General features: G+C 72.3%; 18 protein-coding genes. 11 read left to right on the top strand and 7 right to left on the bottom strand.

Features of this window, described 5'->3' with window-relative positions; all coding sequences use genetic code 11:
- Positions 1 to 187 precede the first annotated feature (187 nt).
- The 3 genes from SL103_RS09000 to ybaK all read left to right on the top strand — a co-directional run bounded on the left by SL103_RS09000 (position 188) and on the right by ybaK (position 3,473).
- Entirely contained in the window at positions 188 to 1,789 is a 1,602-nt protein-coding gene (locus SL103_RS09000) for an oxidoreductase (RefSeq protein WP_069568209.1), read from the top strand.
- A gap of 408 nt (positions 1,790 to 2,197) precedes the next feature.
- On the top strand, positions 2,198 to 2,944 hold the full coding sequence (locus tag SL103_RS08995) for an LON peptidase substrate-binding domain-containing protein (protein WP_069568208.1): 747 nt from the start codon (positions 2,198 to 2,200) through the stop codon (positions 2,942 to 2,944).
- A gap of 34 nt (positions 2,945 to 2,978) precedes the next feature.
- Positions 2,979 to 3,473: a Cys-tRNA(Pro) deacylase gene (ybaK, locus tag SL103_RS08990; RefSeq protein WP_069568207.1), complete on the top strand. Its 495-nt coding sequence runs from the start codon at positions 2,979 to 2,981 to the stop codon at positions 3,471 to 3,473.
- Positions 3,474 to 3,556: 83 nt separating this feature from the next.
- Here the strand turns inward: ybaK and SL103_RS08985 are convergent, their stop codons facing one another.
- The 4 genes from SL103_RS08985 to SL103_RS08970 all read right to left on the bottom strand — a co-directional run bounded on the left by SL103_RS08985 (position 3,557) and on the right by SL103_RS08970 (position 7,729).
- Positions 3,557 to 4,258 (bottom strand): ABC transporter permease, encoded by a 702-nt coding sequence (locus SL103_RS08985; RefSeq protein ID WP_244303877.1) that lies wholly within the window; start codon positions 4,256 to 4,258, stop codon positions 3,557 to 3,559.
- Positions 4,259 to 4,326: 68 nt separating this feature from the next.
- Entirely contained in the window at positions 4,327 to 5,151 is an 825-nt protein-coding gene (locus SL103_RS08980; protein WP_099055395.1) for an ABC transporter permease, read from the bottom strand.
- 181 nt (positions 5,152 to 5,332) lie between these two features.
- Complete coding sequence (locus tag SL103_RS08975) at positions 5,333 to 6,304, bottom strand: ABC transporter ATP-binding protein (RefSeq protein WP_069568205.1); 972 nt, start codon at positions 6,302 to 6,304, stop codon at positions 5,333 to 5,335.
- 123 nt (positions 6,305 to 6,427) lie between these two features.
- The gene (locus SL103_RS08970) at positions 6,428 to 7,729 is read right to left on the bottom strand and encodes an NYN domain-containing protein (RefSeq protein ID WP_069568204.1); all 1,302 of its coding nucleotides are present in this window, start codon (positions 7,727 to 7,729) and stop codon (positions 6,428 to 6,430) included.
- Positions 7,730 to 7,990: 261 nt separating this feature from the next.
- Between SL103_RS08970 and SL103_RS37705 the strand changes: the two genes are divergently transcribed.
- Positions 7,991 to 8,158 carry a hypothetical protein gene (locus SL103_RS37705; protein WP_164492774.1) on the top strand — a complete coding sequence of 56 codons (168 nt, stop codon included), beginning with the start codon at positions 7,991 to 7,993 and terminating at the stop codon, positions 8,156 to 8,158.
- Between the two features lie 69 nt (positions 8,159 to 8,227).
- Here the strand turns inward: SL103_RS37705 and dnaE are convergent, their stop codons facing one another.
- Entirely contained in the window at positions 8,228 to 11,770 is a 3,543-nt protein-coding gene (gene dnaE / locus SL103_RS08965) for a DNA polymerase III subunit alpha (protein WP_069568203.1), read from the bottom strand.
- Between the two features lie 169 nt (positions 11,771 to 11,939).
- On the opposite strand from dnaE, the gene SL103_RS08960 reads away from it, so the two are divergent.
- The 6 genes from SL103_RS08960 (at position 11,940) to SL103_RS08935 (ending at position 18,560) form a co-directional block, all read left to right on the top strand.
- The gene (locus SL103_RS08960; RefSeq protein WP_069568202.1) at positions 11,940 to 13,289 is read left to right on the top strand and encodes a DUF2252 domain-containing protein; all 1,350 of its coding nucleotides are present in this window, start codon (positions 11,940 to 11,942) and stop codon (positions 13,287 to 13,289) included.
- 121 nt (positions 13,290 to 13,410) lie between these two features.
- A complete protein-coding gene (locus SL103_RS08955; protein WP_069568201.1) occupies positions 13,411 to 14,079 on the top strand; it encodes a hypothetical protein in 669 nt (222 codons plus the stop codon).
- Between the two features lie 100 nt (positions 14,080 to 14,179).
- Positions 14,180 to 15,043 (top strand): thioredoxin domain-containing protein, encoded by an 864-nt coding sequence (locus SL103_RS08950; RefSeq protein WP_069568200.1) that lies wholly within the window; start codon positions 14,180 to 14,182, stop codon positions 15,041 to 15,043.
- A gap of 101 nt (positions 15,044 to 15,144) precedes the next feature.
- The gene (locus tag SL103_RS08945; protein ID WP_069568199.1) at positions 15,145 to 15,837 is read left to right on the top strand and encodes a hypothetical protein; all 693 of its coding nucleotides are present in this window, start codon (positions 15,145 to 15,147) and stop codon (positions 15,835 to 15,837) included.
- Between the two features lie 40 nt (positions 15,838 to 15,877).
- Positions 15,878 to 16,795, top strand: coding sequence for a thioredoxin domain-containing protein (locus tag SL103_RS08940; protein ID WP_069568198.1), 918 nt, complete (start codon positions 15,878 to 15,880; stop codon positions 16,793 to 16,795).
- 121 nt (positions 16,796 to 16,916) lie between these two features.
- Positions 16,917 to 18,560, top strand: coding sequence for an alkaline phosphatase D family protein (locus tag SL103_RS08935; RefSeq protein ID WP_069568197.1), 1,644 nt, complete (start codon positions 16,917 to 16,919; stop codon positions 18,558 to 18,560).
- Between the two features lie 4 nt (positions 18,561 to 18,564).
- On the opposite strand, the gene SL103_RS08930 is transcribed toward SL103_RS08935, so the two are convergent.
- On the bottom strand, positions 18,565 to 19,170 hold the full coding sequence (locus SL103_RS08930) for a dienelactone hydrolase family protein (RefSeq protein ID WP_069568196.1): 606 nt from the start codon (positions 19,168 to 19,170) through the stop codon (positions 18,565 to 18,567).
- Between the two features lie 111 nt (positions 19,171 to 19,281).
- Between SL103_RS08930 and SL103_RS08925 the strand changes: the two genes are divergently transcribed.
- A complete protein-coding gene (locus SL103_RS08925; RefSeq protein WP_069573548.1) occupies positions 19,282 to 20,346 on the top strand; it encodes a mechanosensitive ion channel family protein in 1,065 nt (354 codons plus the stop codon).
- Between the two features lie 58 nt (positions 20,347 to 20,404).
- On the opposite strand, the gene SL103_RS08920 is transcribed toward SL103_RS08925, so the two are convergent.
- A complete protein-coding gene (locus SL103_RS08920; RefSeq protein ID WP_069568195.1) occupies positions 20,405 to 22,000 on the bottom strand; it encodes a Na+/H+ antiporter in 1,596 nt (531 codons plus the stop codon).
- Between the last annotated feature and the right edge of the window lie 70 nt (positions 22,001 to 22,070).

The raw sequence follows: 22,070 nt of genomic DNA, 5'->3' as shown, positions 1-22,070 counted from the left end.
GAAGTTGACCGGAGTTGACCCTGACCACGCGTGTTCAAGCAGTCACGGGGCGGGCAAGGGCCACGTAGCGGCGTACGGGGAGACCTGCGGGGACGCGCACGGCTCGCGCGCAGACCACGCGCGAGGTGCGTCCGAACAGGTTGCGACACGCACCGCGGCACACCGAGCGACGGCAAGGGGGACACACGTGACGGAGCTCAGGGACGGCGACGCGCCCGCCGACCTGCGACTGACCTCGGCGGAATGGAGCATGTGGCAGGCGTTCCGCAACGGCAGCACCTGCGACCTGCACACCGGCGCCCCCGGCCGCGACGATCCGCACGGGCAGCACCTGTGGGGCCCCGAGCGGCGGGTGCGGGCGCGGGTGGTGGCGCTGCTGCTGCTCGACGGGCCCCCGGCGCAGCCGGGCCGGGTGTCGGCGCTCAAGCTGATCGGCGCGTACATCACGGACACGCTGGACGTGGCGGGCGGCACGATCAAGCCATTCGTGGAACTGCGGGACTGCCGCTTCGAGGCGGAGGTGGTGCTTCCGGAGAGCCGGTTCACCACGCTGCGGATGGTGAACTGCGCGCTGCCGCGGCTGGAGGCGGCCCGCCTGCACACCGAGGGCGATCTCCATCTGCCGCGCTGCGTGGTGCAGTCCGGCATCCGGCTCACCGACGCGCACATCGGCACCGACCTGATGCTCAATCAGACGGTGGTGCACAAGGACCGGCAGGGCCGGTCCCTCATGGCGGACGGGCTGACCGTCGCCCAGGACCTCCAGGCCGAGATGCTGGAGTCGTACGGCGAGCTGTCGCTGCGCGGTGCCACCGTCGGCGTGTCGCTGAGCCTGCGCGGCAGCCACCTGAGCAACCCCTTCGGCCGCCGGGCACTGAACGCCCCGCAGCTGACCGTCGAGCGCACCCTCTACCTCACCGCCGCGGGCCTGGCGAACTCCCCCTTCTCCAGCACCGTCACTCCCCCGTACGGCATCTCCACCACGCCCCCGCTCGGCACCCGGATGCAGCGCTTCGAGTGCGAGGGCGGGATGCGGCTGGACGACGGGCGGTTCGGCGACGCCGTCGACCTGGAGCACGCGCGCTTCGTGATGGAGTCCGACCAGGAGCTGTCGCTGCGCCGGATACAGACGCCCGAGCTGCGGTTCCTCGGCGAGCGGCCGCAGCGCGGCCGGGTGATCCTCTCCGGCGCCCGGGTCGTCAACCTCGTCGACAAGTCGGCCAGCTGGCCCGGGCTCGGCGGTCTGTGGATGGCCGGCTTCGCGTACGAGACGCTGATCCCGCGCGGCCACTTCCCGCTCGCCCAGCGGCTGCAGTGGGTGGCCGCGGCGACCCCCGAGTACGCCCCCGAGCCGTACGAGATGCTGGCCACCTCGCTGCGCGCCAGCGGTGAGGACTCCGACGCCCGCGAGGTGCTGCTGGCCAAGCAGCGGCGGCGCCGCGAGACCCTGCCGCTCGCGGCGAAGGCGTGGGGCTTCCTCCAGGACTGGACGGTGGCGTACGGCTACCGCCCCGGACGGGCCGCGGTGTGGATGGCGATCCTCTGGGCGATCGGCACCCTCTACTTCTCCGCGTCCCCGCCCCCACCCCTCAAGGCGGGCGAGGCACCCCCCTGGAACCCGTACCTCTACTCCCTGGACCTGCTGCTCCCGGTCATCGACCTCAACCAGGACACCGCCTGGAAACCGGGCGGCACCGCGCAGTGGGTGGCGGCGGTCCTCATCCTGGCGGGCTGGGTCCTGGCCACAACGGTGGCAGCGGGCGCCTCCCGCCTGTTGCGGCGGCAGTGATTCCCACGTTGTCGGCTGCGGCGCCGTACTTGTTGCTCGCCGTGTCGCCTGCGGCGGGCGTGGGTGGTCGGGTGCGGTGCCGCTCCTCCGGACTTCGTCCTGCGGCGCGGCCCCTCCCGTAGTGGAGAGGAAAAAGGCCGGTGGGGGCGAGCGTCAGTAACAACGCTCACCCCCACCGGCCTCCACCTTTCCCCCCACGGGAGGGGACGGACCGCAGGACGAAGTCCGGAGGGCCGGCACCGCACCCGACAACAACCCGGCCCGCCGCAGGCGCCACGGCGAGCAACACCCACGGCGGGACGGAATCCAACGTGCGGCGCGCCGCAAAGCGCAACGGCGAGCAACCCCAGCGGCGGGAAACCCAACCACGTGGGACCCAGCCCAGCGCAGCGTCTAGGCTTGCGGGCTGTGACCTCCCTGCGCCTCCCCCTCTTCCCGTTGAACTCGGTGCTGTTCCCGGGACTCGTGCTCCCGCTGAACGTCTTCGAGGCGCGGTACCGGGCGATGATGCGCGATCTGAGCGCGGCGTCCGACGACGACCGCCGCTTCGCGGTGGTCGCCATCCGCGACGGCCGGGAGGTCGCGCCCACCGCGCAGGGCATGCCGGACGCCACCGCGCCGACCGCCCAGGGGCCCGCCGCGGGCTTCGGCGACGACCCGGTGCAGGCGTTCCACACCGTCGGCTGCGTCGCGGACGCGGCCACCATCAGGGAGAAGTCCTCCGCCGAGGACACCGGCTACGAGGTGCTGGCGACCGGCACCACCCGCTTCCGGCTGCTGTCGGTGGACGCCTCAGGGCCGTATCTGACGGCCGAGCTGGAGGAGCTGGAAGAGGAGCCGGGGGCGGGCGCGGGCGCGCTGGCCTCGGGTGTGGTGCGCGCCTTCCGTACCTATCAGAAGCGGCTGGCCTGGGCGAACGAGCGGACGCTGTCGAGCGGGCAGGACCTGCCGGCCGATCCGTCGGTGCTGTCGTACCTCGTCGCCGCGGCGGCCGTGCTGGACGTGCCCGCCAAGCAGCGACTGCTGGAGGCGCCGGACACCGCGGCCCGCCTCGCGCAGGAGCTGAAACTCCTTCGCCACGAGTCGGCCCTCCTCGGTAAGCTCCCGTCGCTGCCGGCCGTGGACCTGACCCGGCAGCCGACCAGCCCGAACTGAGGGTTCAGCCCCCCTGACGCGAGGCACGAAGACGTTGGCGAAGAAGTCCAGGAAGTCCGTCGGCACCCCCGCGACGGTCGCCCTCACCGAGGCGGGCGTCCGCTTCACCACCCACTCCTACGAGCACGACCCGGCCGCCGCCTCGTACGGCGAGGAGGCCGCCGAGGCGCTCGGCGTCTCGCCCGACCAGGTCTTCAAGACCTTGCTGGCCGACGTCGACGGGGCCCTGACGGTCGCGGTGGTGCCGGTGTCCGGGTCCCTGGACCTCAAGGCGCTGGCGGCCGCGGTGGGCGGCAAGCGCGCCGCGATGGCCGATCCGGCGGCGGCCGAGCGCAGCACGGGCTACGTCCGCGGCGGCATCTCACCGCTCGGGCAGCGCAAGCGGCTGCCGACGGTGGTGGACGCCTCGGCCGAGGGCCGGCCGACGGTGTGCGTCTCGGCGGGGCGGCGCGGGCTGGAGGTCGAGCTGTCGCCGGCGGACCTGGTGGCGCTGACGGGGGCGCGGCTGGCGCCCATCGCCCGGCCCTGAGCGGCCCTCGCGCGCCGTGCGGGGCCGCCCGGCGCGGGGCGGCCGCCCCGGAGGTGCCCCGTACGGTCGGGGCGCGGCGTCGCTCAGCCCGCGGGCGGCGGTTCCTGCCCGTGGGGGCCGTCGGGGCGGGCTTCGGCGTCGTACCGGCCGTCGTCGTGGCCGGACCAGTCCGGAACCTCCGGCTCCGGGTCACGCGGGCCGAACAGCCCGGTCAGCGCCAGCTGCGTCAGCATCGCGGCGATCGGCCAGGCCAGCAGCGCCCCCTTGGCCTGGAGGCGCAGCGGACCGTCGAAGGTCACGCCGGGGCCGGCCTGCTTGGCGTGCGCGACCACGTCCGCGGTGGGGCCCAGCCACATCCCGGTCAGCCAGCCCAGCGCCGCGCCGAGCAGTCCGCCCAGGACGAGCGCCACGACCAGCGGGATCCCGCCGCGCCGGCGGAACAGGAAGACCGCCGCCGTGGTGAGGACGCCGAAGCCCAGCGACAGCAGGACGAAGGTGCCGTCGGCGCCGATCGCCTCCTCGCCCTCGGTGTTCTTGAGGTAGACGTTGCGGGTGTCCGCGATCAGCGGGACGTGCGGGGCGAGCCAGTTCCACAGCACACCCAGCAGGACGCCGCTCACCGCGACCCCGAGCGCGATCAGCGCGGCCTCACGCAGCTCCCGGCCCGCTTCGGGGCCGAGCAGACCGCCGTGCTCGGCGGCGCTGCCGTGGCCCGTGGGCGCGGCCTCGGGGTGCTGCGGCTCTTCGGGCGGTTGGTTGTCGGGGGGCGTCAGCGGTGCGGTCACCCCGTCATCGTGCCAGGTGGAACCGGGGCGACCGGAAGCAGGACGCCCGTTCGGGGTGGCGGCGGCGCTCATCGGGCGGCCGCCCGCCGGTAGGCCCAGGTCGCGACGGCCAGCGAGAGCACGCCGACGGCCGCGCAGACACCCAGGTCGGCGGCGACGGCGGCCCAGTCCGGGTGCGGGTCGAAGCTGCGGGCCAGCGCCTCCACGCCGTAGGTCGACGGCAGCAGATCGCGCGCCCAGCCCACCACCGCGGGCATCCGCGCGGCCGGCAGCACGCCCAGCAGCAGCGCCGCCGACATGCCCAACTGGCCGCAGAGCGTGGCGAGTTCGGGGCGCGGGGCGAGCAGTCCGAGGGCCGCGCCCAGACCGGCCAGCGCGGCTCCGGCGAGCGGGAGGACGGCCGCCAGCACCCAGAGGTTGGCCATCGGCAGCTGGAAGAGCACACAGCCGGTGACGGCGGTGACGATCGTCCCGGGCACGGTGAAGGAGGCGTACGCGCCGGCCGCGCCGAGCACCACGGCGGCCGGCGGCACGGGCAGCGTCGCGTAGTGGTCGAGTCCGCCGCCGGCCCGCAGCTGGCCGAAGTACTGGGCGAGCAGGTTGAGCGCCACGAAGGCGACGACCAGGACGCTGGAGCCGGAGACGACGGACCGCGCCGGGTCACCGCCGTCCACGACCCCGCGCAGCAGGACCATGATCCCGATGGACTGGAAGGTGGCGACGAACAGCAGCGGGATGCGGGCCACCCGGGCCCGGGAGAGCTGGGCGCGGTAGACGGCGCCGAGCGCCGGGCCGAAGCGGGCGCGCGGTGCCAGCGGGGCGGCCCCGTCCTCGGGCCACGCCCCGGCACCCGGGGACGCCCCGGCCACCGCCTGCGCGGAAACGACACTCACGCTGCCACCCGGCCTTCCTCTTTCCGTCCCCGATGTGCGATACGTCCCCGGCCCCCGCCCGCGTTCAGCCGGCCACCGCCCCCGCTCACGCCTTCACCAGTCCCTCGCCGCGCCCGCCCAGCGCCAGGCCCCCTGCCCCCGGGAAGCAACCCCCGGACCCCCGGCCGGTCACCGCGCCCGCTCACGCCTTCACCAGTCCCTCGCCCCGCCCGCCCAGCGCCAGGTAGACGTCCTCCAGGCTCGGCGTGGCCAGGGTGAAGTCGTCGAGGGCCGCGAAGGCGGGGCCCGCGGTGACCGCGGCGACGGCGGCGCGGGCCCGGTCGGCGGGCAGGCGCAGGGTCCAGCGGCGGCCGGAGACCCGGGCGGCCGGTTCCAGCGCGGCGACCTCGGGGACGTCCAGCGGCGGGCGGTCGCGCCAGACCAGCTCCAGCCGGACCTCGTCGCTCACCCTGTCCTTCAGGCCGCCGGGCGTGTCACAGGCGATCACCCGGCCGCGGTCGATCACCGCGACCCGGTCGAGCACGCTCTCGGCCTCCAGCACGTTGTGGGTCACCAGCACCACCGTCGCACCGCGCTCCGCCCGGCGCCGGTCCACCGCCGCCCACACGGCGCGCCGCGCGACCGGGTCCATGCCGGTGGTGGGCTCGTCCAGCACCAGCAGCGGACGCTCACCGATCAGCGCGGTGGCGACGCAGGCCAGCCGCCGCTGCCCGCCGGACAGCTTCTTCAGTGCCCGGCCCGCGAGGTCGGTGAGGCCCAGCTCCTCGACCACCGCGTCCCGCTCGGCGCGCGCCGCCCGGGCGGCCAGGCCGCGCAGCCGGCCGGTGGTCTCCACGGCGAGGGCGACCGTCATCTCGTCCAGGGCGGTGGACTCCTGCCCCAGGTAGCCGAGCAGCCGGGCGGCCCGCTCCGGGTGGCGCACCAGGTCGTGGCCCAGTACGGCGATGCTGCCGGAATCCGGGCGCAGCAGCCCGGTCAGCTGCCGGACCAGGGTGGACTTGCCGGCGCCGTTGGGGCCGAGCAGCCCGAAGATCTCGCCGCGGTGTACGTCCAGCGTGATGCCGTCGTTGGCCCGTACGGCGGGCGCCTGTGCCGCACCGCGGCGCCCGCGCATCGCGGGGTACGTCTTGACCAGGTCCCGCACGGCGCACACCGGCCCGCCGCGCTCCGCCTGTGTTGCGCCCGTCCTCACGAGCTACGAGGGTACGCGTCCCCGGGCCGTCCCCGGCCCTCGGGGCACCCGGGGGCGAGCCGCAATCGGGGCGGCGGGCGGCCGTCAGTCGCCGGCCGGGGCGTGCTCGGCGGCCGTCCGCAGATCGACCTCGCGCCAGAACCCGGCCCGGATCGCGTAGCGGTCGTGCTCGTCGATCTGGTCGTCCTTGTGGGCGAGCAGCCCGAACCGGGCGGCGTAGCGCAGCAGTTCACCGTCGATGCGGTGCGGGATGCGCGGGTACTCGGTCGACAGCTGCTGGAGGTGGACCGGGTCGGAGAGCCGCTCGGTCCAGCGGCGGGCGAAGACCTGGCCGACCTCGAAGGGGTCGCCGCCGACCGCGGTGATGTCCTCCTCGCGGTCGGCCCAGCGCTGCTCGGCACTGGTGAGCTGGGCGAGGGTGGGCAAGCCGGCGGTCTCGGCGGGCTCGCCGAGCGGGCCGCCGCGCTCGACCCAGCCCTTGTCGGAGGACCAGCGCAGGGTGGCGCCGGCCGCGGGCTGGGCGCCGTTGCCGGCCGCGCCCTGGCCGGCGGCGCGGTCCCGGCCGAGTCCGGCGAGGTCCTTGGGGGTGGGGACGCCCTTCCCGGCGGGGGCGCCCGGCTCGGCGCCGTCCGCCCGGACACCGTCGGCGGCCGCGGCGTGCCCGGTCCCGTTGACCGCGCCGTTGCCCTCATGGCCGCGGGCGCCGGACTCCGGGCCACCGGAGGAGGAGGCCGCCGCGGCCGCGGCGGCCGCCACCGCGGACTCGGGCAGCGGCGCGGAGAGGATCGCGGCGATCTCGGGGCGGGGCGCGGGCGGCGAGGCGCAGGGCCCGCCGAGCTCCTTGGCGCGCACCGCGCGGGTGATCCAGCTGCGGTCGAGCACCCGGCGCTCATCGGCCTCGGCGACCAGGTCCTCGGACTGGTTGTAGTCGCCGTCGGCGGCCTGGACGGCCCACAGGTGGACGGCGACGCCGTGCTCCTTCGCCGACATCAGGCCCGGCAGCAGATCGCCGTCGCCGGTCACCAGGACGATGTCGGAGCAGGCGCGGTTGCGGGCGAGCTCGGTCAGCTCGGCGTGCATCGCGGCGTCCACGCCCTTCTGCGCCCAGCGGCCGTCGCTGCGGGTCAGAGCGCCCAGCCGGACGGTGACCCGGGGCATCACCCGCAGCCGGCGGTGCTCGGGCTGGGGGACGCGGTCCGGGGCGCCGTCGAACCAGTAGATGCGCAGCAGCGGACGTTCGGTGTCCGCCTCGGCGCGCTGGCGCAGGCCCTGGATGAGGGCGGCGTGATCGACCGTGATCCGGGAACGGGCGGGCTCTCCGGCGAGCAGGCTCGCGGCGGCGCCGAGCAAATACCCGGCGTCCACGAGGACGACACAGCGATCCACGTTCCACCCTCTTCCTGAGGTGCTGAAGTCCGGTCGCCCCCCGGCTCGGCCCGTGGCACGAGTTCTCCTGGAGTCTGCCCGACCGTACGGGCGTTATCTGTCCGAACTCGATCATCGGCGTGGCGGATTCGGCGGGGATCCCGGGTACAGCGTGTGATCGGCCGTATCACGCAGGGTAATTGCCCGAAATGCAGGCTTCTGTCCGGCGTGTAAGTCTGGTCCCGGCCCCGATCCCAGATTCCCCCTCAGGAGGCAACGGTCATGGCCAAGGACAAGAAGCAGAACCGAAGTCAGCCGAAGGCGTCCGCGGCCGAGCGCGGCCAGCAGGACGCCCACAAGTCGGCCATGGAAGCCCAGGCACGGTCCACCGGAGCCACCCCCGGCGACCTCGCCCGCAAGAACCGCGAACGGCGCTTCGGTCACAACTGACATACGGCGCAACGAAGTTGAGGGGCGCGTCCACGGTGGACGCGCCCCTCGGGGTAACTCGCTCCGGCGTCAGCCCGCCAGGCAGGACGGGCCGAGCAGCACCTTGAGATCGCCGAACAGGGACGGGTCGGGCGTGACCCGGTGCCGGTCCAGCCGCAGCACGGTGGTCTTGCGCGCTCCCTGGAGCTTGATCCGCACCTCCGTCGAACCGCGGTGGCTGCTGAGCACCTCACCGAGCTTCTCGACCATCGGCGGGGTGACCTTCACCGTCGGAATGGTGATCGTCACCGGGGCGTTGGTGCCGGCCTCCGAGAGGTCGGGAACCATCATCTCCATGGCGACCAGCCGCGGGATGTCCTCGCGCTTGTCGAGGCGGCCCTTGACGAACACCACGGTGTCCTCGACGAGTTGGGTGGACACCAGCTGGTAGGTCGCCGGGAAGAACATGCAGTCGATGGAGCCGGCCAGGTCCTCGACGGTGGCGATGGCCCAGGCGTTGCCCTGCTTGGTCATCTTCCGCTGGAGGCCGGAGATGATGCCGCCGATGGTGACGATCGAGCCGTCGGAGTAGTCGCCGCCGGTGAGCTGGGCGATGGCGGCGTCCGCCTTGTCGGACAGCACGTGCTCCAGCCCGAAGAGCGGGTGGTCGGAGACGTAGAGGCCGAGCATCTCCCGCTCCTGGGCGAGGAGGTAGGTCTTGTCCCACTCGATGTCGGAGAACTCCACGTCCAGACCGAAGCCGGGGCCCTCGTCCGCACTGTCGTCGCCCATGCCGCCGAAGAGGTCGAACTGCCCCTCGGCCTCCTTGCGCTTGACCTGGACGACGTTGTCGATCATCGGTTCGTAGTGCGCCGTCAGGCCCTTGCGGGTGTGGCCCATCTCGTCGAACGCGCCGGCCTTGATCAGCGATTCGGTGGTGCGCTTGTTGCAGACGACCGCGTCGACCTTGTCGAGGTAGTCGGGGAAGGAGGAGTACTTCCCCTTGGCCTTGCGGCAGCGGATGATCGAGTCGACCACGTTCTGGCCGACGTTGCGGACCGCGGTGAGGCCGAAGAGGATCACGTCGTCGCCCTGGGCCGCGAAGTTGGCCTCGGACTCGTTGACGTTCGGCGGGAGCACCTTGATGCCCATGCGCCGGCACTCGTTCAGATAGACCGCCGACTTGTCCTTGTCGTCGCGCACGGAGGTCAGCAGCGCGGACATGTACTCGGCCGGGTAGTTGGCCTTGAGGTAGGCGGTCCAGTACGTGACCAGGCCGTACGCGGAGGAGTGCGCCTTGTTGAAGGCGTAGCCGGCGAACGGGACCAGGACGTCCCACAGCGCCTGGATGGCCTGGTCGGAGAAGCCCTTCTTCTTCGCGCCCTCCTGGAAGAGCACGAAGTTCTTCGCCAGTTCCTCGGGCTTCTTCTTGCCCATGACGCGGCGGAGGATGTCGGCCTCGCCGAGGGAGTACCCGGCGATGATCTGGGCGGCCTTCTGCACCTGCTCCTGGTAGACGATCAGGCCGTAGGTGAGGCCGAGGACCTCCTTGAGGGGCTCCTCCAGCTCCGGGTGGATCGGGGTGATCTCCTGGAGGCCGTTCTTGCGCAGCGCGTAGTTGGTGTGCGAGTCCATGCCCATCGGGCCCGGGCGGTACAGGGCCGAGACGGCGGAAATGTCCTCGAAGTTGTCGGGCTTCATCAGCCGCAGCAGCGAGCGCATCGGGCCGCCGTCGAACTGGAACACGCCGAGCGTGTCACCGCGGCAGAGCATCTCGTACGTCTTGGGGTCGTCCAGCGGGACGGAGAGCAGTTCCAGCTCGACGCCCTTGTTCTTCTTCACCATCTTGACGGCGTCGTCCATGATGGTGAGGTTGCGCAGGCCCAGGAAGTCCATCTTCAGCAGGCCCAGCGACTCGCACTGGGGGTAGTCCCACTGCGTGATGGTGACGTTGTCGGTGTGCCTGACCCAGACCGGGGCGTGGTCGACGATGGGCTCGCTGGACATGATCACGCCGGCCGCGTGCACACCCATCTGCCGCACCAGGCCCTCGACGCCCTTGGCGGTGTCGATGACCTTCTTGACGTCGGGTTCGTTCTCGTACATCCCCCGGATCTCGCCCGCCTCGCTGTAGCGCGGGTGGCTGGGGTTGGTGATGCCGTCGAGGTCGATGCCCTTGCCGAGGACGTCGGCGGGCATGGCCTTGGTGAGCCGGTCGCCCATCGCGTACGGGTAGCCCAGGACGCGCGCGGAGTCCTTGATGGCGTTCTTCGCCTTGATCTTGCCGTAGGTGCCGATCATGGCGACCTTGTCGGCGCCGTACTTCTCCGTGACGTACCGGATGACCTCGACGCGCCGGCGCTCGTCGAAGTCGATGTCGACATCGGGCATGGACACGCGCTCGGGGTTGAGGAACCGCTCGAAGATCAGCCCGTGCTCGATCGGGTCGAGGTCGGTGATGCCCATGGCGTACGCCACGATCGAACCGGCCGCGGAGCCACGGCCGGGGCCGACCGCGATGCCGTTGTTCTTGGCCCACATGATGAAGTCGGCGACGACGAGGAAGTAGCCCGGGAACCCCATCTGGATGATGACGTCCATCTCGTACTCGGCCTGCTTCTGGCGGTCCTCGGGGACGCCGGCGGGGAAGCGGCGCTGCATGCCGCGCCGCACCTCCTCCTGGAACCAGGTGACCTCGGTGAAGCCCTCCGGGATGTCGAACTTGGGCATCAGGTCGCGCTTCTCGAACATCCCGGTGATGTCGATCTGGTCGGCGACGAGCCGGGTGTTGGCGCAGCCCTCCTGCCAGGCGTCCGAGGAGTCGATGGCGTACATCTCCTCCGTGGACTTCAGGTAGTAGCCCGTGCCGTCGAACCGGAAGCGGTCGGGGTCGGAGAGGTTCTTGCCGGTCTGGATGCACAGCAGCGCGTCGTGCGCCGTCGACTCGTGCGCGTAGGTGTAGTGCGAGTCGTTGGTCACCAGCGGCGGGATGCCCAGTTCCTTGCCGATCTTCAGCAGGTCGTCGCGGACCCGGCGCTCGATCTCGATGCCGTGGTCCATCAGCTCCAGGAAGTACCGGTCCTTGCCGAAGATGTCCTGGTACTCGCCGGCGGCCTTGCGCGCCTCCTCGTACTGGCCCAGCCGCAGCCGGGTCTGCAGCTCACCGGACGGGCAGCCGGTGGAGGCGATCAGGCCCTCCGACCACTGGGCGATGGTCTCCTTGTCCATCCGGGGCCACTTCTGGAGCCAGCCCTCGGCGTACGCGTCGGAGGACAGCCGGAAGAGGTTGTGCAGACCGGTCTTGTTCGCCGCCCAGATCGTCTTGTGCGTGTAGCCACCGGAACCGGAGACGTCGTCGCGCTTCTGGTGCGGCTGGCCCCACTGGATCTTGCGCTTGTTGCGCCGCGACTCGGGCGCCACGTACGCCTCGATCCCGATGATCGGCGTGACCCCGGCCTTCTGCGCCGAGTGGAAGAAGTCGTAGGCGCCGTGGAGGTTGCCGTGGTCGGACATCGCGATGTGCGTCATGCCCATCTCGTTGGCCGCCTTGAACATGTCCGACAGCCGCGCCGCACCGTCCAGCAGCGAGTACTGGGTGTGGACATGCAGATGCGTGAACGGCGGCTTGGCCACGGTGCGGGACCTCCAGAGGACGGATGGTGGAACGGTGTCGAAGTCTACGACTCCCCACTGACAATCGCGGGGCACTCACGAGTAGCCTCGCCCGTTGTCAGGAGCAGATCCGCGACCCGGATCCGCCCGGCTCTCCGTACCTTTCACGCACTTCAGGAGGCACCCAGCGATGCCGTCCCAGCACGCCCCGGCGCAGGACGCCGCGCAGCGCGGCGAGGAGATCCTCGCCGTCTTCGACACCGCCTTCGGAGAGCTGCTCGCCGCCGACCCCGCGGCCTTCCGTGTCAAGTTCCGGAAGATGGCCGCCTCCGCCTTCGCCTTCTACCGGGGCACGGCCTGCCTCTTCTACCGCGACCAGGAGACCGCCGGCGACAAGGACAGCGGCCCGTACCTGGACGAGCGGACCGGCCGGGTGTGGATCCACGGCGATCTGCACGCCGAGAACTTCGGTACGTACATGGACGCCACGGGCCGGCTGATCTTCAACGTCAACGACTTCGACGAGGCGTACGTCGGCCCCTTCACCTGGGACCTGAAGCGGTTCGCCGCCTCCGTCGCGCTGATCGGCTACGCCAAGGCGCTCAGCGACAAGCAGATCACCGACCTGGTGCGGACCTACGCCGCCGCCTACCGGGAGCGGATCCACGCCCTGGCGTCCATGACCCGGGCCTCCGACGGGGACGAGCTGCCGCCCTTCACCCTGGACACCGCCGAGGGCCCGCTGCTGGGCGCGCTGCGCGACGCCCGTTCGCTGACCCGGTTCGCGCTGCTGGACTCGATGACCGAGATCCGTGACTTCGAGCGGCGCTTCGCGGACGGCGGCGGCAGCGTCGAGCTGGACGCGGCGACCCGCTACAAGGTGCTCGCCGCCTTCGACGGCTATCTGGAGACGCTGCCGGAGTCGAGCCTGACCCGCCCGGACTCCTACCGGGTCAAGGACGTGGTGGGCCGGCGCGGCATCGGCATCGGCTCGGCCGGCCTGCCGTCGTACAACATCCTGCTCGAGGGCAACAGCGACGCCCTGGAGAACGACGTGGTGATCTACATGAAGCAGGCGCAGACCCCGGCGGTCTCCCGGCACATCACCGATCCCGCGGTGCGCGGTTACTTCCAGCACGAGGGCCACCGCACGGTCATCTCCCAGCGGGCGCTGCAGGACCACGCCGACCCGTGGCTGGGCTGGACCGAGCTGGACGGCGCCGGCCAGCTGGTCGCCGAGATCTCGCCGTACGCGGTCGACCTGGACTGGTCGGACATCGACGACCCGGAGGAGATCTCCGCCGTCGTCGCCGACCTGGGGCGGGCGACGGCCACGATGCACGCCGCGGCCGACGACGAGAGCGGCCACTCCCTGGTGCCCTTCTCGACCGAGCGGGCCATCGACGCGGCCATCGCCGCCGACGAGGAGGGCTTCGCGCCGCTGCTGGTGGACTTCGCGCACTCCTACGGCGCCCGGGCCCGCGCCGACCACCAGATCTTCGTGGACCTCTTCCGCAACGGCCGGATCCCCGGCCTGTAGGGCACCGGACGGGGGCGACGCCCCGGGCGGGCGGGCCCCGCGACGGCCGGAATTCCCGGTCCGTACGGGTTCGCGCCCCCTTAGGCGCCGCTTACCCCGGCCCATGGCACACTCGGCAGCAATGGACATCTCGGCGGCACATCTGCGGGCACTGCGCGCGGCGCTCTTCACGGCGCTGTGCGTGACGCTGTCCGCGGCATCCCATGTGCTGCTGTCCCGTATGCCGCTGCCGCCGGCCACCGTCGCCGCGCTGTCCGCGGCCGTCTTTGCGCTCGCCTACGCGCTGGCCGGCCGCGAGCGCGGCTTCTGGCGGATCGCGGCGCTGCTGGTGCCCGTGGAACTCGCCGCCGACCTGGTCTTCAGCATCGGGCAGCACACCTGTTACGGCGGGGCGGGCGGGCCGGTCGCCGGGCCGCTGCGCTCGCTGGGCGTGGACCTGCTGTGCGGCGGCGGGGCGGTCGGCGGCCCGCTGGCCCGGCTGTCCGAGGACGCCGCCGCGCCCGACGCGACCGGCACGGTCTGGCTGCTGCTGCTCGCGGCCCACCTGGCCGTCGGACTGCTGGCGGCCGGCTGGCTGCGCCGCGGCGAGGCCGCGCTGGCCCAGCTGCTGGGCGCGGTGGCCGGCTTCGCCTTCCGCCCGCTGCTGATCGCGGTCGCGGTCATCGGCGCCACCGCGGCACCCCGCCGCCCGGCGCCGGCCCCGGTGCGGACCGGGCACCCGGCCCGCACCGCTCCCCTGCTCGTGCACTGTGTCGTGCGCCGCGGGCCGCCCTGCGCGCTCGCCGCGTAACCACCGGCTCTCCGGTCCGGCCGCGCGGCGCGCGTACGCCTTCGACGGCACGCACACCACATCCCGATGTCCCACGGATCTTCACGGAGCAGGAACAGTCATGAGCAACCGCAACAACCAGGCCAACAAGCAGGCAGCCCGCGAGCGGCTGCGCGCGGAGCGTGCACGGCAGGCGAAGAAGGAGAAGGTCCGCCGGCAGCTGATCGTCGGCGGTGCGATCGTCGCCGTCCTGGCCATAGCCGGTGGTATCGGGGTAGCGGTCACGAACTCGGGCGGCGGCGACTCGGGCGGCACCGCCGCCGACAGCGCGGGCGGCAGCCAGGTCTGGGCGAAGGCCGCCAAGGCCAAGCTCGTCAAGCCGGCCAACACCTCCGGCGCCAACGGCACCACCGTCGTGATCGGCAAGCCGGACGCCAAGAACACCCTCAGCCTCTTCGAGGACCCGCGCTGCCCCGGCTGCGCCAACTTCGAGCAGAACGTCGGCGCGACCGTCGAGAAGGACATCAAGGACGGCCGGTACAAGGCCACCTACCACCTGGGCACGTTCCTCGACACCAACCTCAAGGGCACCGGCTCCAAGAACGCGCTGTCCGCGATGGGCGCCGCGCTCAACGTCAGCCCGGACGCCTTCCTGAAGTACAAGTACGCGCTGTACTCCAAGACGTACCACCCGGACGAGACCGGTCCGGACAAGTTCGCCGACGACAGCTACCTGATCAAGGTCGCCGACACCGTGCCGGCGCTCAAGGGCAACGCGGCCTTCCAGAAGGACGTCAAGGGCGGCACGTTCGACCGGTGGGCGCTGGAGATGTCCACCGAGTTCAACGGGCACAAGGAAGTCGCCAGCACCCCGACGCTGAAGGTCAACGACACCGTGATCGGCACGGACAGCGCCCAGGGCAAGGTGGCCCCGTCGACCGTGCCCACGTTCAACTCCATGGTCGACAAGGAGCTGAAGAAGTGACCCGGTCACAGCCGTGACCCCCGGCCGGCGTGCGGACCGCACGCCGGCCGATGCCAAATCTTGACCCGGGCTGCCGTCGTGCACATGGCAGACTCCCGCCCATGCAGGCGAGGGGAGCGCGCCCGGGGGCCGCGCCGTGGGCGGAACTCAGGGTGGCGCGGGCGGCGCTGTTCACCGCGCTGTGCACCACGCTGTCCGCGACCTCCCATGTCCTGCTGTCGCACACCCCGTTGCCGCCCGCGACGGTCGTCGCGGTCTGCGCCGGGGTGTTCGCCGCGGCCTACGCGCTGACCGGCCGGCGGCGCGGCTACCGTGCCGTCGCCGCGCTGCTGGTACCGCTGGAGCTGGCCGCGGACACCGTCTTCACCGCCGGGCAGCACACCTGCTACGGCCCGGCCGGCGGCCCGCTCGCCGGCCCGCTGCGCTCGGTCGGGGTGCATCTGCTGTGCCGGGGCGGCGAGTTGGGCACCCCGCTGGCCGGGGCGCCCGGCCGGCCGGCCGTTCCGCTGCCGCCGGCCGCGGCCCCCTGGCTGCTGCTCGCCGCGCACCTCGCGGTGGGGCTGCTCGCCGCCGGCTGGCTGCACCGCGGCGACGCCGCGCTGGACGCCCTGCTGCGCACCGCCGCGACCGCCACCTTCCGGCCCCTGCTGACCGCGGTGGCGGTGGCCGGCGCCGCGGCCCTCCCGCCCCGCCGGCGGATCCGCCCGCTGCGCCCGCTGCCGCCGGCCCGCCCGCTCCCCCTCCTCGTGCACTGCGTACGGCGCCGCGGCCCTCCCCGTACGGCCGCCGCCTGACCAGTCCGTACGAGCCGTCAGACCCTTGAGGGGACCCCCCATGAGCACCCGTAACAGCCAGGCGAGCAAGACCGCGGCCCGCGAACGCATCCGGGCCGAGCGCGAGCGCCAGAAGAAGAAGGACCGGATGCGCCGCCAGCTCGTCGTGGCGGTCTCGGTCGTCGGCGTGCTGGCCGTGGCCGGCGGCATCGGCTTCGCCGTGATGAAGGCCAACGAGCCGACCGGCTGGGAGGCCGCCAAGGAGGCCCCGCAGGTCGCACCGGCGCACACCCAGGGCAAGGACCACACCGAGATCCTGATAGGTGACCCGAAGGCCACCCAGACGCTGGAGGTCTTCGAGGACGTCCGCTGCCCGGCGTGTGCCGCGTTCGAGCAGAGCAGCGGCCCGGCGCTGCTGAAGGACATCAAGGACGGCCGCTACAAGGTCCGTTACACGATGTACTCGTTCATCGACGGCATGCAGGGCGGCGAGGGCTCGAAGAACGCGCTGAGCGCGCTCGGTGCCGCGCTGAACGTCAGCCCGGAGGCGTTCTTGAAGTTCAAGACCGCGCTGTACTCCACCAAGTACCACCCCGATGAGCGCGAGGACCTCTACGCCAAGGACTCCGAGCTGCTCAAGGTCGCCGCGGACGTGCCGGAGCTGAAGAACAACAAGGCGTTCGAGACGGCGGTCAAGAAGGGCACCTACGACCGCTGGACGATGGACATGACCGCGCTCTTCGGCCGCAAGGGCGTCAAGGGCACGCCGACGTTCATGCACGGCGACAAGAAGCTGGTGATGGACCAGATCCCGCAGCGTCAGATGACGCAGGCGCAGTACAACCAGCTCGCGCTGGCCAACTTCAAGAAGATGATCGACAAGGAGTTCGGCCCGGCGAAGGGCACGGGGGCCGGCAAGGGCTCCGGCGGCGGGAAGGGCATCCGCGAGGGCGAGAAGGACCCGACGGGCGGTCACTGAGCGGCCGGCCCGCGAGAGCGGGCCCGGCACCCTTACGGCACGGGGACGAGAGGGCGAATTCTCGGAAATCCCGGGAATCGCCCTCCCGTTGACGTCCTACCGGCCAGTAAGGTGAGCGCCCGTGACCGCTCATGACCAGATATCACGCCGCTCCGCCGTTACGGCCGTAGCCGCCACCGCCGCCCTCCTGCCGTTCGCCGGCGCCACCGCCGCGCACGCCCAACAGGCCGCGGAACAGGGCCAGTTCTTCCAGCACGGGGTCGCCTCCGGTGACCCCCTCCCGGACGGCGTCCTGCTGTGGACCCGGGTCACCCCCACGCCGTCGGCCACCCCGGGCTCCGGCCGCGGACCGGCCACCGAGGTCGCGTGGGAGGTGGCGAGCGACAAGGGCTTCACCACCGTCGTCGCACACGGCAGGGTGACCACCGCCGCGGACCGCGACCACACCGTCAAGGCCGACGTCCGCGGCCTGCGCCCGGCCACCACCTACTACTACCGCTTCACCGCCGGCGGCGGGCACTCCCCCGTCGGCCGCACCCGCACCGCCCCCGCGCACGACACCGCGGCCGGCAACGTCCGCTTCGGCGTGGTCTCCTGCGCCAACTGGGAGTCCGGCTACTTCTCGGCATACCGTCACCTGGCCGCCCGTACCGAGCTGGACGCGGTGCTGCACCTCGGCGACTACCTCTACGAGTACAAGTCGGGCGAGTACCCGGACTTCAAGTACGTGGTCCGCCCGCACTCCCCCGCCCACGAGCTGCTCACCCTCGCCGACTACCGCGTCCGGCACGGCGCCCACAAGGCCGACCCGGACGCGCTGGCCATGCACGCCACCCACCCGGTCATCGCCATCTGGGACGACCACGAGTTCGCCGACAACGCCTGGAAGGGCGGCGCGGTCAACCACACCCCGGACACCGAGGGCCCCTGGTCCGCGCGGATGGCAGCGGCCAAGCAGGCGTACTTCGAGTGGATGCCGGTGCGCCCGTCGATCGCCGGCACCACCTACCGCCGGCTGCGCTTCGGCACCCTGGCCGATCTGCACCTGCTGGACCTGCGGTCGTTCCGCGACGAGCAGGCGAAGCCGGGCAGCGGCGCGGTCGACGACCCGAGCCGGACGATCACCGGCCGGGCCCAGCTGGACTGGCTCAAGGCCGGCCTGGAGCGCTCCGACACCGCCTGGCGGCTGGTCGGCACCTCGGTGATGATCTCGCAGGTGGCGTTCGGCTCGGTGCCCGCGCACCTGCTCGGCCCGCTCGCCGAGATCCTCGGCGTCCCCAAGGAGGGCCTGGCGATCAACACCGACCAGTGGGACGGCTACACCGACGACCGCCGCGAGCTGCTCGGTCACCTCAGCGACCGCGGCATCGACAACACCGTCTTCCTGACCGGCGACATCCACATGGCCTGGGCCAACGACGTGCCCCTGGAGGCGGCGACCTACCCGGCCACCCGGCCGGTGGCGACGGAGTTCGTGGTCACCTCCGTCACCTCCGACAACGTGGACGACTTCCTGCACGTCGCCCCGCACACGGTCTCGCTGGTCGGCGTCGCCGCCATCCGGGCCGCCAACCGGCACGTGAAGTGGCTGGACATGGACTCGCACGGCTACGGCGTCCTGGACGTCACCGCCGCGCGCACCCAGATGGACTACTTCGCCGTCTCGGACAAGACCGACCCCGCCGCCACCAGCAAGCACCTGCGCTCGTACCGCACCCTGACCGGCAGCCGGCAGGTGGAGCGGGCGGACGGGCCGGTCGTCTAGCAGCTCACAGATCGGCCAGGAATCCCAGGGCCACCTTCCAGGCGCTCTCCGCCGCCTCGGCGTCGTGGTCCGGCAGGTCCGGGTCGGTGAAGAGATGGCCGGCGCCGGCGTAGCGGAACACCTCTACGTCCGCGCCGGCCCGGCGCATCTGCAGGTACCAGGCGTTCAGCCAGTCGTGCGGCTCGTACGGGTCCGGGTCGGCGACGTGCAGCTGCACCGGCAGGTCCTCGGCGACCGCGCCCTCGGCGATGTCGGAGGTGCCGTGCAGCAGGAGCAGCCCGCGGGTCTTCTCGTCGCCCAGCGCGAGGGTCTGGGCGACCGAGCCGCCGAAGGAGAAACCGGCGTAGACCACCCCGCGGTCGGAGTACGGCGCGACGGCCGTGATGGCGCGCTTGAGCAGTTCCTCCTTGCCGATCTCGTCCTTGATCAGGATGCCGTCCGGCACCGATCCGGCGGTCCGGCCGTCGAACAGGTCGGGGACGATCACCTCGTGTCCCGCGGCGCGCAGCCGGTCCGCCGCGGCGTGCACCGCGGGGCGCAGCCCGCACACCGAATGGAACAGCACAATCGTCAAGGGCCCGCTGGTCGCGGGCTCGGCGGAGGCCGGCACTGCATCACTCCCTGGATCGGTTCGTTGTGACCCATCGTGCCAGTTACGGTCGGTGGGACCGGGTACCAGCACACCAGAGTGCATCCCACCCCGAGGAGGATTCCCGTGTCCGTGGAGGACGTGCTGCGACCGATCGCCGTCATCGGCGGCTCGATCCTGCTCACCCTCGTCCTGGTCTGGCTCGCAGACCGGGCGCTGCGCAGGATCGACACCGCCCACCCGGAGACCCCGCTGTGGGGGCTGCTGCGCCGCTGCCGGATACCGCTGCAGGGTGTCCTCTGCGCGGCGCTGCTGCGCGGCTCGTACGACCAGACCGGGCTGGCGGCCGCGAAGGAGCACGCGGCGGGCATCGGCCAGGTGCTGACGCTGGTGCTGATCGCGGCCACCGCCTGGCTGGTGGTGCGCGCGGCGGCGGCGATCGTCGAGTCGTCGTACTCGCGCTACGCGGCGGGCGCCCGGGACATCGCACGGGTGCGGCGCGTGCGCACCCAGGTCACGCTGATCCAGCGGGTGGTCACGGCCGTGGTGATCGTCGTCGCGGCGGCCTCGATGCTGCTGACGTTCCCGGCGATGCAGGCGTTCGGCACGTCCGTGCTGGCGTCCGCCGGGCTGCTGGGCATCGTCGCCGGTATCGCCGCCCAGTCCACCCTCGGCAACCTCTTCGCCGGGCTGCAGATCGCCTTCGGCGACATGGTCCGCATCGGCGACACCGTCGTGGTGGACGGCGAATGGGGCACCGTCGAGGAGATCACCCTGACGTTCCTGACCGTGCGGACGTGGGACGAGCGGCGGATCACCATGCCGGTGTCGTACTTCACCGGCAAGCCGTTCGAGAACTGGTCGCGCGGCGGGGCCCAGATGACCGGCACGGTGCTGTTCCACCTCGATCACAGCGCGCCGGTGGAGAAGATGCGGCAGCGGCTGCTGGAGATCCTCCAGGAGTGCCCGGAGTGGGACGCCAGGTCCTGGAGCCTGGTGGTCACCGACACCACGCCCACCACGGTCGTGGTGCGGGCGCTGGTCACCGCCCGGGACTCGGACGCCATATGGACGGTGCGCTGCACGGTCCGCGAGCAGCTGCTCGAATGGCTGCGGACCGAGCACCCCTACGCGCTGCCGCGGATCAGCACCGCACCGGCGCCGCTGGACCGGGTCGGGGAGCTGCCGGAGCGCTGACCCGGCCGCGCCGCCCGGCAGGCCCGGGCGGCCGGGTCGGCCGGGCGGCCCGGGAGGGCTACGGCACCCCCCGCAGGCTGCGCACGTCCAGATGGCGCAGCACCCGGTCCACGACCTCCGGGTCCACCCCGGGCTCGCTGCGCGCCGCCAGCACCTCGTGCCGGGCGGCGGAGAGCATCTCGTTCTGGATGCGCTGCACCTTCTTGAGCCGGGAGATCCGCTTCTCGAAGAGTTCCCGGCGCTCGTCGTCGACGATCTCCGGCGCGATCCGGGCACCGATGTCGTGCGCGCGCCGCGCCAGCTGCTCGCTGACCTCGTCCGGCAGCTCCTCGACCGCCAGGATCTCCTTCAGCCGCCCCTTGGACGCCTTGATCACCCGCAGTGCCAGCTCCCGCTCCAGCGCGTCGACGGCGTCGGTGTCGGCCCGTACCCGCAGTGTGCGCACCAGCCAGGGCAGCGTGAGGCCCTGGACGAGGAGGGTGCTGAGCACCACCGCGAAGGCGATGAAGAGGATGTCGTCGCGGGCCGGGAAGTCGTTGCCCCCGTCGATCGAGTACGGAATGGCCAGGGCCAGGGCCACCGAGGCCACCCCGCGCATCCCCGACCACCACATGATGAGCGTCTCCCGCCAGCTCATCGGGATCTCCTCGTCGTAGTCCCGGAGCTTGTGCATCCGCTTGGCCAGCCAGGCGGCCGGCAGCAGCCACAGCAGGCGGACGCCGACGACCACCCCGACGACGGCGGCGCCGGCGCCGAGCAGCTGGCCCCAGCGGTGCGACGCCGCCCCGAAGATGTTGTGCAGCTCCAGACCGATCAGCCCGAAAGCGACACCGGTGACGAGGGTGTCGACGACCTCCCAGAAGGTGTAGCCGGCCAGCCGCCCCATCACGTCGTCCGGATCGACCGCGTACTCGGCCAGGAACAGCGCGCAGGTCAGCACCGCGAGCACACCGGAGCCCCGGAAGTTCTCCGCCAGGACGTACGCGACGAACGGCACCAGCAGCGTCAGGCCGATCTGCAGCGTCGGGTCACCGAGCAGCCCCATCAGCTTGTTGGTGACCCAGCCCAGCAGCAGGCCGACCGCCATGGCGACCACCGCGGAGAGCACCAGCGAGCCGACCGCGGCGGGCACCGAGAAGGTGCCGCTGACCGCCGCGGTGAGCGCGACGTGGTACAGCACGATGGCGGTGACGTCGTTGAACAGCCCCTCGCCCTCCAGGATCGAGACCATCCGGCGGGGCAGCCCGAGCTTGCCGGCGACGGCGGTCGCGGCCACCGGGTCGGGCGGGGCGACCAGCGCGCCGAGCACCACCGCGGCGGCCACCGGCAGCCCGGGCACCACCGCCTGGGCGACGGCGGCGACCGCGGCGGTGGTCGCGAAGACCAGTGCCACGGCGAGCAGGAAGATCGGCCGGAGGTTGGCGGTGAACTGCCGCCAGGAGGTGCGCTGCACGGCCGCGTAGAGCAGCGGCGGCAGCACCACCGGCAGGATGAACTCGGGCGGCACCTCGACGTTGGGCACGAACGGCAGCAGTGCCAGGACCGCGCCGGCGAGGGTCATCAGCACCGGTGACGGAAGTCCCAGCCGGTCGCCGACCGGAACCATGACCACGGCTCCGAGCAGCAGGACGAAGATCAGAGCCAGCTGGTCCACGGTGGCTACGCTCCGGGGTCGGATTCGATCACTTGCCGTCCCCAGCGTGCCACGCCACCGGCGGTTGCCG

This window comes from Streptomyces lydicus, from assembly GCF_001729485.1.
GTDB classification, from domain to species: domain Bacteria; phylum Actinomycetota; class Actinomycetes; order Streptomycetales; family Streptomycetaceae; genus Streptomyces; species Streptomyces lydicus_D.
The sequence above is the reverse complement of the archived record's forward strand: the minus strand, read 5'-3'. Positions and strand labels throughout refer to the sequence as shown.

Coding starts and splice junctions, on each gene's coding strand:
- SL103_RS37705 (WP_164492774.1), top strand. CDS start 7,991: ATGGCCAAGGACAAGAAGCAGAACCGAAGTCAGCCGAAGGCGTCCGCG.
- SL103_RS08960 (WP_069568202.1), top strand. CDS start 11,940: ATGCCGTCCCAGCACGCCCCGGCGCAGGACGCCGCGCAGCGCGGCGAG.
- SL103_RS08955 (WP_069568201.1), top strand. CDS start 13,411: ATGGACATCTCGGCGGCACATCTGCGGGCACTGCGCGCGGCGCTCTTC.
- SL103_RS08950 (WP_069568200.1), top strand. CDS start 14,180: ATGAGCAACCGCAACAACCAGGCCAACAAGCAGGCAGCCCGCGAGCGG.
- SL103_RS08945 (WP_069568199.1), top strand. CDS start 15,145: ATGCAGGCGAGGGGAGCGCGCCCGGGGGCCGCGCCGTGGGCGGAACTC.
- SL103_RS08940 (WP_069568198.1), top strand. CDS start 15,878: ATGAGCACCCGTAACAGCCAGGCGAGCAAGACCGCGGCCCGCGAACGC.